At 70.6% G+C, this 12,784-nt stretch carries 13 protein-coding genes and 1 pseudogene; 3 read left to right on the forward strand and 11 right to left on the reverse strand.

What is annotated here, in order from left to right:
- The 7 genes from ruvB to pdxS all read right to left on the reverse strand — a co-directional run bounded on the left by ruvB (position 1) and on the right by pdxS (position 5,370).
- Entirely contained in the window at positions 1–1,029 is a 1,029-nt protein-coding gene (gene ruvB / locus QM720_RS11680) for a Holliday junction branch migration DNA helicase RuvB (RefSeq protein WP_415126711.1), read from the reverse strand.
- Positions 1,022–1,645, reverse strand: a complete 624-nt coding sequence (gene ruvA / locus QM720_RS11685; protein WP_415126713.1) for a Holliday junction branch migration protein RuvA — start codon at positions 1,643–1,645, stop codon at positions 1,022–1,024. The genes ruvB and ruvA overlap by 8 nt, the downstream gene beginning before the upstream one ends.
- A 61-nt stretch (positions 1,646–1,706) precedes the next feature.
- On the reverse strand, positions 1,707–2,273 hold the full coding sequence (gene ruvC / locus QM720_RS11690) for a crossover junction endodeoxyribonuclease RuvC (RefSeq protein ID WP_415126715.1): 567 nt from the start codon (positions 2,271–2,273) through the stop codon (positions 1,707–1,709).
- Between the two features lie 56 nt (positions 2,274–2,329).
- Entirely contained in the window at positions 2,330–3,088 is a 759-nt protein-coding gene (locus QM720_RS11695; protein ID WP_415126717.1) for a YebC/PmpR family DNA-binding transcriptional regulator, read from the reverse strand.
- 10 nt (positions 3,089–3,098) lie between these two features.
- Positions 3,099–3,641 (reverse strand): DUF1697 domain-containing protein, encoded by a 543-nt coding sequence (locus QM720_RS11700; protein WP_415126719.1) that lies wholly within the window; start codon positions 3,639–3,641, stop codon positions 3,099–3,101.
- A 48-nt stretch (positions 3,642–3,689) separates the two neighbouring features.
- Complete coding sequence (gene pdxT / locus QM720_RS11705) at positions 3,690–4,280, reverse strand: pyridoxal 5'-phosphate synthase glutaminase subunit PdxT (protein WP_415126721.1); 591 nt, start codon at positions 4,278–4,280, stop codon at positions 3,690–3,692.
- A gap of 148 nt (positions 4,281–4,428) precedes the next feature.
- Positions 4,429–5,370, reverse strand: coding sequence for a pyridoxal 5'-phosphate synthase lyase subunit PdxS (gene pdxS, locus QM720_RS11710; RefSeq protein WP_415126723.1), 942 nt, complete (start codon positions 5,368–5,370; stop codon positions 4,429–4,431).
- A 34-nt stretch (positions 5,371–5,404) separates the two neighbouring features.
- Between pdxS and QM720_RS11715 the strand changes: the two genes are divergently transcribed.
- Positions 5,405–6,778 carry an aminotransferase class I/II-fold pyridoxal phosphate-dependent enzyme gene (locus QM720_RS11715; protein WP_415126725.1) on the forward strand — a complete coding sequence of 458 codons (1,374 nt, stop codon included), beginning with the start codon at positions 5,405–5,407 and terminating at the stop codon, positions 6,776–6,778.
- Between the two features lie 7 nt (positions 6,779–6,785).
- Positions 6,786–7,636, forward strand: a pseudogene (pdxY, locus tag QM720_RS11720) (pyridoxal kinase PdxY).
- A 158-nt stretch (positions 7,637–7,794) separates the two neighbouring features.
- Here pdxY and QM720_RS11725 read toward each other — a convergent pair.
- The 4 genes from QM720_RS11725 to QM720_RS11740 form a co-directional block, all read right to left on the reverse strand.
- A complete protein-coding gene (locus QM720_RS11725; protein WP_415126727.1) occupies positions 7,795–8,346 on the reverse strand; it encodes an HIT family protein in 552 nt (183 codons plus the stop codon).
- Between the two features lie 13 nt (positions 8,347–8,359).
- Positions 8,360–10,372, reverse strand: a complete 2,013-nt coding sequence (gene thrS, locus QM720_RS11730; protein WP_415126729.1) for a threonine--tRNA ligase — start codon at positions 10,370–10,372, stop codon at positions 8,360–8,362.
- A 131-nt stretch (positions 10,373–10,503) separates the two neighbouring features.
- The gene (locus QM720_RS11735) at positions 10,504–11,010 is read right to left on the reverse strand and encodes a glycine cleavage system protein R (protein WP_415126731.1); all 507 of its coding nucleotides are present in this window, start codon (positions 11,008–11,010) and stop codon (positions 10,504–10,506) included.
- 4 nt (positions 11,011–11,014) lie between these two features.
- The gene (locus tag QM720_RS11740; RefSeq protein ID WP_415126733.1) at positions 11,015–11,179 is read right to left on the reverse strand and encodes a hypothetical protein; all 165 of its coding nucleotides are present in this window, start codon (positions 11,177–11,179) and stop codon (positions 11,015–11,017) included.
- Positions 11,180–11,327: 148 nt separating this feature from the next.
- Here QM720_RS11740 and QM720_RS11745 point away from each other — a divergent pair, with 148 nt between their 5' ends.
- Positions 11,328–12,770, forward strand: coding sequence for an APC family permease (locus QM720_RS11745; RefSeq protein WP_415126735.1), 1,443 nt, complete (start codon positions 11,328–11,330; stop codon positions 12,768–12,770).
- Positions 12,771–12,784: the final 14 nt, after the last annotated feature.

Raw genomic sequence — 12,784 nt, forward strand, 5'->3', positions numbered from 1 at the left:
TTATAGGTCATCGAGTCTCAGCGCCCCGTCGTGCGGGGACACGCGCAGGTGGGCATACGCTTCGGGCGTCGCGATGCGCCCGCGCGGAGTGCGTCCGAGCAGGCCGATCCGCACGAGGTAGGGCTCGACGACCGACTCGATCGTCTCGGCCTCTTCGCCGACCGTCACGGCGAGGGTGCTCAGCCCCACGGGCCCGCCGCGGAACCGGCGGACGACGGCGTCGAGCACGGCCCGGTCGAGCCGGTCGAGCCCGATCTCGTCGACGTCGTACAGGTCGAGCGCCGCCGCCACATGCGCGTCGGAGACTCCCCCGCGATCGCCGTGCACGATGACGTAGTCGCGCACGCGGCGCAGCAGGCGGTTCGCGATGCGGGGCGTGCCGCGCGAACGGCGCGCGATCTCGGCGCGCGCCGATGCCGGCAGCTCGACATCGAGCACGGTCGCCGAGCGCGCGATGACGCGCTCGAGCTCTTCGGGTTCGTAGTACTCCAGGTGCGCCGTGAAGCCGAAGCGGTCGCGCAGCGGGTTCGGCAGCAGCCCCGAGCGGGTCGTGGCGCCGACGAGCGTGAAGGGGGCGAGATCGAGCGGGATGCTGGTGGCTCCCGCCCCCTTGCCGACCATGATGTCGATGCGGAAGTCCTCCATCGCGAGGTACAGCATCTCCTCGGCGGAGCGCGCCATGCGGTGGATCTCGTCGATGAACAGCACCTCGCCGGGCACCAGGCTCGACAGCAGCGCGGCGAGGTCGCCGGCGTGCTGGATGGCGGGGCCGCTCGACAGCCGCAGCGGTCGGCCGCTTTCGTGTGCGACGATCATCGCCAGCGTCGTCTTGCCGAGCCCGGGCGGGCCGGACAGCAGGATGTGGTCGGCGGGCCGCTGCTGGATGCGCGCCGCGTCGAGCAGCAGCTGCAGCTGACCGCGCACCTTCTGCTGGCCGACGAACTCGGCCAGCGACACCGGGCGCAGTGCGCCCTCGACGGCGAGCTCGGTCTCGTCCTCGGCCAGGCCCGGGTCGAGCGCGTCAGACACCGACGCGCTCCGGGCGTGCCGGGCCGAGCTGGGCCAGCGCGAGCTTGAGGAGGGCGGGCACCGAGCCGCGCTCGGCGGGGGTGGCGGCATCCGTGATCTCGGCGACGGCGTCGGCGCTCACGCGCTCGCTCCAGCCCAGGGCGACGAGCGCGGCGATGACCTGGCCCGCCGTGGCGGGGGATGCTCCGGCGCCCGCGGGCGGGTTCGCTGCGACGGTCACGTGCAGCTTGCCGGCCAGTTGCACGACGATGAGCTTCGCGGTCTTCGGCCCGATGCCCGAGACGCGGCGGAACGGGGCGTCGTCTTCCGCGGCGACGGCTGCGGCGACCTGGGAGACGCTGAGCGCCGACAGCACGCCGAGCGCCGATTTCGGGCCGACGCCCGACACGCTGAGCAGTTGGGTGAACACCGTCAGCTCCTCGCGGTCGGCGAAGCCGTACAGCGACAGCGCGTCCTCGCGCACGATCAAGGTGGTGTGCACGAAGGCCTCGTCACCGAGGTGCAGGCCGCGCGCGGTCTGGGCGGTGAGGGCGACCGCGAACCCGACGCCGCCGACCTCGACGACCGCCGACTCGGCATCGACGTGCAGCACGCGCCCGCGCAGTGAGGAGATCATGCCGCCAGCCTAGGCCGCACTTCGCAGTTTTGTTCGACCGACACGCGTGCGGGCGCGGGGATCAGCGGCGCGCCGCGGCGCGCTCGGCGTCGGCCCACGCGCGCTGCGCGGGGGTGAGGGCGCCCGCGGCGTCCGGCGTCGCGGGGCCGCGGCGCCAGGCGTGGCACAGGGCGAGGGCGAGGGCGTCGGCGGCATCCGCCGGCTGGGGCAGCGCATCCAGGCGCAGCACACGCGCCACCATCGTCTGCACCTGCAGCTTGTCGGCGGCGCCGTAGCCTGTGACGGCCGCCTTCACCTCCGACGGCGTGTGCGTCGCCGCCGGCAGGCCGCGCTCGGCGGCCAGCAGCAGGGCGACGCCGCTGGCCTGGGCGGTGCCCATGACGGTGTTGCGGTTCTGCTGGGCGAACACCCGCTCGACGGCGACCACCTGCGGCCGGTGCTCGTCGAGGATGTCGCGGATGCCGGCCGCGATCGCCGCAAGGCGCCGCTCGATCGGCAGGTCGGTCGCCGAGCGGATCACCCCGACGTGCACGAGCGTCGCCGACCGGTCACGCGCGACGTCGACGACCCCGACGCCGCAACGGGTGAGGCCCGGGTCGATGCCGAGAACGCGAAGAGCGGATGCCACTCCCCCACGCTATGCGCGACGGTGCCGGCATCCGCCCGCGAAACGCGGCGGGCGACCTATTCGTCGTCCTCGAGCTCGGCCTGCACCTCGGGGCTGAGGTCGAAGTTGCTGAACACGTTCTGCACGTCGTCGCTGTCTTCCAGCGCGTCGATGAGGCGGAACACCTTGCGGGCGGTGTCGGCGTCGACCTCGACCTTCAGCGACGGGACGAACTCGACGTCGGCCGACTCGTACTCCAGGCCCGCCTCCTGGATGGCGGAGCGCACCTTGACGAGGTCGGTCGCCTCGGTGATGACCTCGAAACCCTGCGCGTGCGGCTCGATCTCCTCGGCACCGGCCTCCAGGGCCGCCAGCATGACGTCGTCTTCGGTCGTTCCCTCGCCGGAGACGACGATGACGCCCTTGCGATGGAAGTTGTAGGCGACGCTGCCCGGGTCGGCGAGGGTGCCGCCGTTGCGCGAGAGCGCCGTGCGCACCTCGGCCGCGGCGCGGTTCTTGTTGTCGGTGAGGCACTCGATCATGAGGGCGACGCCGTTGGGTCCGTAGCCTTCGTAGAGGATCGACGCGTACTCGACCGACTCGCCGCCGATGCCGGCGCCGCGCTTGATGGCGCGGTCGATGTTGTCCTTGGGGACCGAGGTCTTCTTCGCCTTGAGGACGGCGTCGAACAGGGTCGGGTTGCCGGCCAGGTCGGCGCCGCCGAGCTTGGCGGCGACTTCGATGTTCTTGATGAGCTTGGCCCACGACTTGGCGCGGCGCGCGTCGATGACGGCCTTCTTGTGCTTGGTCGTGGCCCATTTGGAGTGTCCGGACATGCGCTCCAGTCTACGAGGATGCGCCCACGATCTTCGCGAGCGTGCGCAGGTTGCGCGTCGTGGTGGTGGCCTTGTACCTGGCCCTGCCCAGCACCTTCGCGTACCCGGTGTCGAGGGTGCGGCCCTTCTGCGGAGACCAGTAGACGACGCCGACGCCGTCCCGCACGGGGTCGTCGACGGGGTCGACGGACGCGGCGGCCTCCACCAGTTCTCCGCGCACCGCGTCGTCGCTGCAGAAGATCACGTACGGGTGGCGCGACGCGTCGCCGGCGTCGAACGGGAAGGCGTCGATCGCGGCCGCGAGCTCGTCGAGGGTCACCAGCACGATCCAGGCGTCGTAGCCGAATCGGTCCCGCAGCGCCTGTTCGATGCGGGCTTTCAGCTCCGCCCGCGTCAGTGCGGCGGCATCCGCGGTGAACCGCACGTTGCCGCTCGCGAGCACCGTCTTCACGGCGGTGTACCCCGACGCGCGGAACAGCGCCGCCAGATCGGCGCTGCGGACCGTGATGCCGCCGACGTTGACTCCGCGCAGAAGCGCCACCCATTCGGTCATGACGGCACGTTACCGCCACGTCGTCGTGACGTGCAGCCCGACCGCGGCTCAGGCCGCGCGCACGCGCTGCAGGAACAGGTCGTGGAACCGCGTCTCGCCCGACACCTCGGGGTGGAAGGCGGTGCCGAGGAGATTCCCCTGTGTCACGGCCACGACGGCGCCCCCTGCGTCATCACTCAGGGTCGCGATCGCCCGCGCCGCGGGACCGACCTCGACGACGCGCGGCGCGCGGATGAACGTGGCATGCGTCGGGGTGTCGAAGCCGTCGACCTCCAGGGCGGTCTCGAACGAGTCGACCTGGCTGCCGAAGGCGTTGCGCTGCACCGTGATGTCGAGGCCGCCGAAGCTCTCCTGCCCGGCGATGCCGTCGGTGATGCGGTCGGCGAGGAGGATGAGGCCCGCACAGGTGCCGTAGACCGGCATCCCGCCGGCGATCGCGTCGCGGATCGGCTGCTGCAGGCCGAACACCCGCGCGAGCTTGTCGATGACGCTCGACTCGCCGCCGGGGATCACGAGACCCCCGACAGCGGCCAGTTCCTCCGGGCGTCGCACGAGCACGACGTCGGCGCCCCGCGCCGCCAGCACCCGGGCGTGCTCCCGCACGTCGCCCTGCAGCGCGAGCACCCCGACCCGCGTCACCGCCGTGCTCCGGCGACTCTGCAACCCGCTCCGCGGCCGCCGCGGCGGCCTGCGCCGCGAACATGCAGGACGACCTGTGACAGGTGTGACCCGCACGCCACTTCCGTCACTTCCGTCACGGGTGCTCCTGCATCCTTGCGGCGCTGGGTCACCAGCCGCGGTCGGAGAGTCGGTGCGGGGCGGGCAGGTCGGACACGTTGATGCCGACCATGGCCTCGCCGAGGCCGCGCGATACGTCGGCGATGACCTTGGGGTCGTCGAAGAACGTCGTGGCCTTCACGATCGCGGCGGCCCGCTCTGCGGGGTCGCCGCTCTTGAAGATGCCCGACCCGACGAACACGCCGTCGGCGCCCAGCTGCATCATCATGGCGGCATCGGCCGGGGTCGCGACCCCGCCGGCGACGAACAGCACGACGGGCAGGGTGCCGGTCTCGGCGACCTCGACGATGAGGTCGTGGGGCGCCTGCAGCTCCTTGGCGGCGACGTACAGCTCGTCCGCAGGCAGCGAGCCGAGGGCGGCGATCTCGCCCCGGATCTTGCGGATGTGCTTCATCGCCTCGGACACGTCGCCGGTGCCGGCCTCGCCCTTGGAGCGGATCATCGCCGCGCCCTCGCTGATGCGGCGCAGCGCCTCGCCGAGGTTCGTCGCACCGCACACGAACGGCACGGTGAAGTTCCACTTGTCGATGTGGTTGACGTAGTCGGCGGGCGAGAGCACCTCGGACTCGTCGATGTAGTCGACGCCGAGCTCCTGCAGCACCTGCGCCTCGACGAAGTGGCCGATGCGCGCCTTGGCCATGACGGGGATCGAGACGGCTTCTGAAATGGCGTCGATCATGTCCGGGTCGCTCATCCGCGACACACCGCCCTGCGCGCGGATGTCGGCGGGCACGCGCTCGAGCGCCATGACGGCGACGGCACCGGCATCCTCGGCGATCTTGGCCTGGTCGGGCGTGACGACGTCCATGATGACGCCGCCCTTCAGCATCTCGGCGAGGCCGCGCTTGACGCGGGACGATCCGGTGGCGGGAGTGGACACGGGTGCTCCTTCGAGGGCGCGGCTGATTTGACCTAGGCCAAAAGATAGCATGTGCTGGCACATAGGATGACGCAGGGAGGTGACGATGACGATGGATGCCGGCATCCGTGACGCGACGAGTCACGGCACGACGATTCACGGCGCGACGGCGAGCGAGATCGCCGACAGCGTTCGCGAGCTCATCGAGCGTGCCGCCCTGACGGCGGGAGAGCCGCTGCCGCCGGTCCGCGCCCTTGCGGAGCGCCTCGGCGTCAACCGCAATACGGTCGTCGCCGCCTACCGGCACCTCGCGCAGGCCGGGCTCGTCGTCACCCGCGGGCGCGGCGGCACCCTCGTCGCGGGAACCGCACCGGTGGCGCAGGAGGGCTACGCCTCGGGCAGCATCCTGCGCGACGTCGGCACGGGAAACCCCGACCCCGATCTCATCCCGGCCCTCGACGCGGCGCTCGCGGGACTGGCCGGCCGGCCCGTGCTGTACGGCGAACCGGTGATCGACCGCGACCTGGAACACTGGGCGCTGGCGTGGATGCGGGGCGCCCTCGGCGACGACCGCGACCTGCGGCTCACCGTCACCAGCGGCGCGTCCGACGCCATCGAGCGGCTGCTCGCGCAGGCGCTCACCCGCGACGACGCCGTGGCGCTGGAGGATCCGTGCTTCCTGTCGAGCCTCAACACGGTGCGCCTCGGCGGCTACCGTCCCGTTCCGGTGCCCGTGGATGCCGAGGGCATGACGGTCGATGGCCTCACCGCCGCGCTGGCCGCCGGGGTGCGCGCCGTCGTGTGCACGCCGCGCGCGCAGAATCCCACCGGCGCGAGCCTCAGCGCCGGTCGCGCCGCCGCGCTGCGGGCCGTGCTCGAAGGCCACCCGTACGTCCTCGTCATCGAGGACGACCACTACTCCATGCTCTCCGCCCAGCCGTACCACTCGCTGATCGGGCCCGCGCACCGCCGCTTCGCGCTCGTGCGGTCGGTCTCGAAGTTCCTCGGCCCCGACATGTGCCTCGCGGTGACGGCGTCCGACCCCGAGACGGCGCAGCGCCTGGCCCAGCGCCTCAGCCCCGGCACGTCGTGGGTGAGCCACCTGCTGCAGCGCCTCACGCACGCGCTCGTCACCGACGCGGCCGTCACGGACGGCATTCGTCGTGCCGGCGCGCACTACGCGGCCCGCAACGCCGCCTTCGCGCGGCGGCTGAGCGATCACGGGCTCGCGACGACCGCCGGCGACGGGCTCAACCTGTGGGTCGCGCTGCCGGTCGCGGCGCGCGCGGTCGCCGAACAGCTCATGCGCCGCGGCTGGCTCGCCCGCCCGGGCGACGAGTTCGTGCTCGCGAGCGACGTGCCGCGCCGGCACCTGCGCCTCACGGTGCACCACCTCGACGACGGCGAGGCGGAACGGCTCGCCGCGGATGTGGCGGCATCCGTCGTCGCCGCGTCGGCGACACCGGCGCGCGTGGGATGATCGAGCCGTGAAGATCCTCTCGATCCAGTCGGCCGTCGCCTACGGCCACGTCGGCAACTCGGCCGCCGTCTTCCCGCTGCAGCGCATCGGCGTCGAGGTGCTGCCGGTGTACACGGTGAACTTCTCCAACCACACCGGCTACGGGGCGTGGCGGGGCCCCTCATCTCCCCCGACGACGTGCGCGATGTCATCACGGGCATCGAGGAGCGCGGCGTGCTCGGCGAGATCGACGTCGTGCTGTCGGGATACCAGGGCGGCGAGGGCATCGCCGACGTCATCCTCGACGCCGTCGCGCGGGTGAAGTCCGCCAACCCGTCGGCCATCTACGCCTGCGACCCGGTGATGGGCAACGCGAACAGCGGCTGCTTCGTGGCGCCCGCCATCCCGATCCTGCTGCGCGAGCGCGTCGTTCCCGCGGCCGACATCATCACGCCGAACCAGTTCGAGCTGGGCTTTCTCACCGAGACCTCGCCCGCCGATCTCGCCTCGACGCTCGCCTCTGCGGATGCCGCCCGCGCCATGGGCCCGTCGACGGTGCTCGTCACGTCGGTCGAGCGCCCGGACGCCCCCGAGGGCACCCTCGAGATGCTCGCCGTCACCCCCGACGGCGCCTGGATCGTGCAGACTCCCCGCCTCCCGATGAAGGCGAACGGCTCGGGCGACGTCACGGCGGCCCTGTTCACGGCGCACTATCGTGCCACTGGGGATGCCGCCTCCGCCCTCGCGAAGACGGTCTCGAGCGTGTGGGATCTGCTGCGGCTGACCCACGAGTCGGGTCAGCGCGAGTTGCAGCTCGTCGAGGCGCAGGAGTTCTACGCCCACCCCCGGGAGCAGTTCCCCGTCACCCGCGTCCGCTGACGGCACCCGGCCCCGGCACCCGTGTTCCGGCACCCGGCACCCGGCCCCGGCATCCGTCACCGAAAACAGGAGATCGTGCGAGAACAGGACGGCCTGCGCCGCATCCGTCCTGTTCCGGGTGAATCTCCTGTTTTCGGTGACGCGCGCGGCGTCGCGCGCTAGGCCGGCCAGGCGGCGGCGACGGCTTCGCGCACCTCGCCCAGCAGCTGCGGCAGCGCCTTCGTCTTGGCGATGATCGGGAAGAAGTTCGCGTCGGTCGCCCAGCGCGGCACGACGTGCTGATGCAGATGCCCGTCGACCCCGGCGCCGGCGACGGCGCCCTGGTTCATGCCGAGATTGAAGCCGTCGCAGCGCGACACCTGCCGCAGCACGCGCATCGCCGTCTGCGTGAGCGCGCCGATTTCGGCGACCTCCTCCGTCGTCGCCTCGTCGTACGTCGCAATATGCCGGTACGGGCATATGAGCAGGTGGCCGGAGTTGTACGGGAACAGATTCAGCAGCACGTAGGCCGTCTCGCCGCGCGCGGCGATCAGGCCGTCGGCATCCGCTCGGTGCGGTGCGGCGCAGAACGGGCACTCGTCGCGCAGCGGCTGCGGACCGGCCTGGATGTAGGCCATGCGGTGCGGCGTCCACAGCCGCTGGAACTCGTCGGGCACCCCGGCGAGCGTCGCCGCCGACTCCAGAGACGGACCGCCGCGCTCCTCGCTCACCGAACGGAACCTCTCACGCGAGGTCCGCCGCGGTGTTGACGAGCACCTTGCCCGCGATCGCCGCGACGATCTTGTCGATCGCCTCGGAGGTCGGGATGCCGTTGGTCTGCGACCCGTCGCGGAAGCGGAACGACACGGTCCCCGCCGAGCGATCCTGCTCCCCCGCGATCAGCTGCAGCGGCACCTTCTGGGTGGTGTGGGTGCGGATCTTCTTCGGCATCCTGTCGTCGGAGTGGTCGACCTCGGCCCGCACGCCCGCGGCGCGCAGCCGCGCGACGATCTCGTCGAGATACGGCGCGAACTCGTCGGCGACCGGGATGCCGACCACCTGCACCGGCGCCAGCCACACCGGGAACGCCCCCGCGTAGTGCTCCAGCAGGATCGCGAAGAAGCGCTCGATCGACCCGAACAGCGCGCGGTGGATCATGATCGGGCGGTGCTTCTCACCGTCGGGCCCCATGTACTCCAGGTCGAAGCGCTCCGGCAGGTTGGGGTCGACCTGGACGGTCGACAGCTGCCACGTGCGGCCGATGGCGTCGCGGGTCTTCAGGTCGATCTTCGGTCCGTAGAACGCGGCCTCGCCGGGCACCTCGGTGAGCTTGAGCCCGGTCTTCAGGGCGACGCTGCGGAGGGCGTTCGTCGAGTAGTCCCAGAACTCGTCGCTGCCGATCCACTTCGCCTTCTCGTCGTCGCGCATCGACAGCTCGAGCTCGAAATCGTCGAGACCGAAGTCGCGCAGCATCGACACGACGAACTCCAGCACCCGGGTGACCTCGGCTTCGAGCTGGTCGGGGGTCACGAACAGGTGCGAGTCGTCCTGGGTGAACCCGCGCACGCGGGTGAGGCCGTGCAGGGCTCCGGACAGCTCGTTGCGGTACACCGTGCCGTTCTCGGCGAGCCGCATGGGCAGGTCGCGGTAGCTGCGCGCGCGCTCCTTGTAGATGAGGATGTGCATCGGGCAGTTCATGGGCTTGAGGTAGTAGTCCTGGCCCTGCTTGGTGATGTGCCCCTCGGCATCCCGCTCTTCGTCCATGCGGATCGGCGGGAACATGCCCTCTCGATAGGTGACGAGGTGGTTCGAGGTGAGGAAGAGGTCTTCCTTGGAGATGTGCGGCGTGTACACGTAGGTGTAGCCGCCCTCGATGTGGCGGCGGCGCGCGTGCTGCTCCATCTCACCGCGGACGATGCCTCCCTTGGGGTGCCAGACCGAGAGGCCCGAGCCGATCTCGTCGGGGAACGAGAACAGGTCGAGCTCCCTGCCGAGCTTGCGGTGATCGCGGCGGGCGGCCTCTTCGAGGCGCACCTGGTACGCGCGCAGTTCGTCCTTCGTGGGCCACGCGGTGCCGTAGATGCGCTGCAGCTGCGGATTGCGCTCGCTGCCGCGCCAGTAGGCGCCGGCGATGCGGGTGAGGTCCCAGCCGCCACCGACGAGGCGGGTCGAGGGGACGTGCGGGCCACGGCACAGGTCGCGCCATGCGGTCTCGCCGTCGCGGGTGACATTGTCGTAGATGGTCAGCTCGCCCGCGCCGACCTCGACCGACGCCCCCTCGGTCGCGCCCGCGCCCGGACCGCCGGCCAGCCCGATCAGCTCGAGCTTGAACGGCTCGTTCGCCATCTCGGCGCGTGCCTCATCCTCGGTGACGACGCGGCGGACGAAGCGCTGGCCCTCGCGGACGATGCGCTCCATCTCCTTCTTGATCGCCTTGACGTCCTCGGGCGTGAACGGTTCGTCGACGCCGAAGTCGTAGTAGAAGCCGTCGGTGATCGGCGGGCCGATGCCGAGGTTCGCCTGGGGGCGGATGCGCTGCACGGCCTGGGCGAGCACGTGCGCCGTGGAGTGCCGCAGGATCGCCAGCCCGTCGGGGCTGTCGACGGTGACCGGCTCGACGGCATCCGTCGCCGTCACGACGTGGGCGAGGTCTTTCAACTCGCCGTTCACGCGCAGCGCGATGACGGAGCGGTCGGGGAACAGGGCGAATCCGTCGGCGGGGTAGGTCACGTCCGCCGGGACGACAGCATCAGGCAAGGGACAATCTCCAGAACAGGGGCTGGCATCGAGTCTATCCGCGCGGCGACGGATGCCGCCGCCCCAGCCCGTCAGAGATGCGTGGGCGCCTCGTGGCGGCGGAGCGGGCTGGGGTCGTGCGGCATCCGGGGCTAGTCGACCGTCAGGTCGACCTGGATCTCGCCGGCGAGCTGCTCGAGCGCGGCCGTGAGAGCAGCGGCATCCGCCGCTGCGGGCAGGCTCACCGTGACGGTCGCCTCGAACAGGGTGCCGCCTGTCATCGGCGCGTCGAGGGTGCGGCTGCGGAAGCTGTCGATGCTGAGGGCGTGCGCCTCGATCGCGGCGGTCACGTCACGCACGATGCCGGGGCGGTCGTTGCCGATGACGGTGAACGAGAGGGTCTGCGCCGGCTCGGAGTGCACGCCCGATCCCGCGTGCGCCGTGACGCGCAAAAGCCCGTCGAGGGAGCCGACGGATGCCGTCAGCTCGTCGACGCGGTCGTCGGGCGCCGAGACGAGGACGATGCCGGCGAAGGCGCCGGCAAGCTCTGCCAGTTCGCTCTGCTCCCAGTTGCCGCCGTGGGCGGCGACCTCGCGGGCCAGCGCGCTGACCAGGCCTGCCCGATCGTCGCCGACGACGGTCAGCACGAGTGTCGCCATGGCGTCAGTTGTCGTGACGCTCGCGGGCCGTCGGCAGGTAGAACAGCATCGCCACGGCGACCGAGATCGCGAGCAGCCCGCCGAGGAAGACCCACGCCGAGGCGACCGTCATCCCCAGTCCCAGCAGGTACATGCCGGCCAGGAACAGCACCAGGTACAGAACGAACATCGCAACCTCCGTCGTGTCGTTTCGATCGTAGTCGGTCGTGCCGTTGTGCGCGGGAGCCCGGATGGGTGCATACTCATCGTCATACCCGGCACGATGGCGTGCGAGCCGCAGTTGCGGACGAGGTGGGAACGCTCCCTGGGAGGGATCAATGACCGCAACAACCAGTTCGACCGGCGCGAGTCTCAAGCGCAATCTCGGCCTGTGGGCCATCGTCGGGCTCGGATTGGGCTATATGACGCCCACCGTCGTGTTCGACACCTTCGGCATGGTGGCCCGCGACACGGACAACGTCGTGCCACTCGCCTACCTCGTGGCGCTCATCGTCATGACGTTCACGGCGATCAGCTACGGCAAGATGGCCGGCGCCATGCCGAGCGCGGGCTCGGCGTACACCTACGCGCGAGAGTCGATCCATCCGAACGTCGGCTTCATGGTGGGCTGGACGTCGCTCATCGACTACATGCTGCTGCCGATGGTGAACTGCCTCATCATCCGCAGCTACCTCGAGGCGGTGTTCCCCGAGGTGCCGGGCTGGATCTGGGTCGTGATCTACTGCATCTTCGTCACCGGCCTCATTTACCTGACGATGCGGGGCACGTCGAACATCAACATGGTTCTGCTCGTCTTCTCGATCATCGTCATGATCGTGTTCGTCGTGATGGTCATCGCGCAGCTCTCGCGAGGCGAGGGGGCCGCGACCGCCCTGTCGATGGCGCCGCTGTTCCACGACGGGGTCACGATGGGCGCGGTGCTCATGGGGGCCACGATCGTGTGCTTCTCGTTCATCGGGTTCGACGCGGTCACGATGTACGTCGAAGAGGCCAAGCATCCGCGCATCGTCCCCCGTGCGATCCTCATGACGGTGCTGCTGGGCGGCGCGATCTTCCTCGTCGCCGCGTACTTCACTCAGCTGCGGTTCCCCGACTGGAACGAGTTCGCCCCCGGCGGCGACATGCAGTTCGTCGAAGACAGCACGCTGCCCCTCATCGGCCAGGCGGTCGGCGGCGCGTGGTTCCAGGCGGTGCTCACCTCGGCCGGCTTCGCCGCGACCCTCGCATCCGGGCTTGCCTCGCACGCGTCGGTTTCCCGCATGCTGCTGGTCATGGGCCGCAACAACGTGCTGCCCAAGCGGGCGTTCGGCTACATCAACCCGAAGACGCACACGCCGACGTTCAACATCGTGCTCACCGGCGCCATCTGCCTGCTGGCCGCGGCGTTCACGCTGGAGATGATCGCCGCGTTCATCAACTTCGGGGCGCTCATCGCCTTCACGTTCGTGAACATCTCGGTCATCGCCTGGTTCGCGATCCGCAAGGGGCGCCGCAAGACCGGCAAGGACATCTTCACGTACATCGTCATGCCCGGTATCGGCATGATCCTCACCGGCATCCTGTGGGCGAACCTCCACGCCGACGCGCTCGTCGGCGGAGTGAGCTGGGCCGTCATCGGCGTCGTGTATCTGCTCATCCTCACGCGCGGCTTCCGCAAGCCGGTGGCCGCGTTCGACGAGAACCAGCCGGTGACCGGCTTCAACAAGGTCATCACGCCCGACGACCTCGACGAGACCGATCCCGTCGACGAGAAGGTCTGAGCCGCCGACGGGCT

This window comes from Microbacterium sp. (genome assembly GCF_047602155.1).
Lineage (GTDB): Bacteria > Actinomycetota > Actinomycetes > Actinomycetales > Microbacteriaceae > Microbacterium.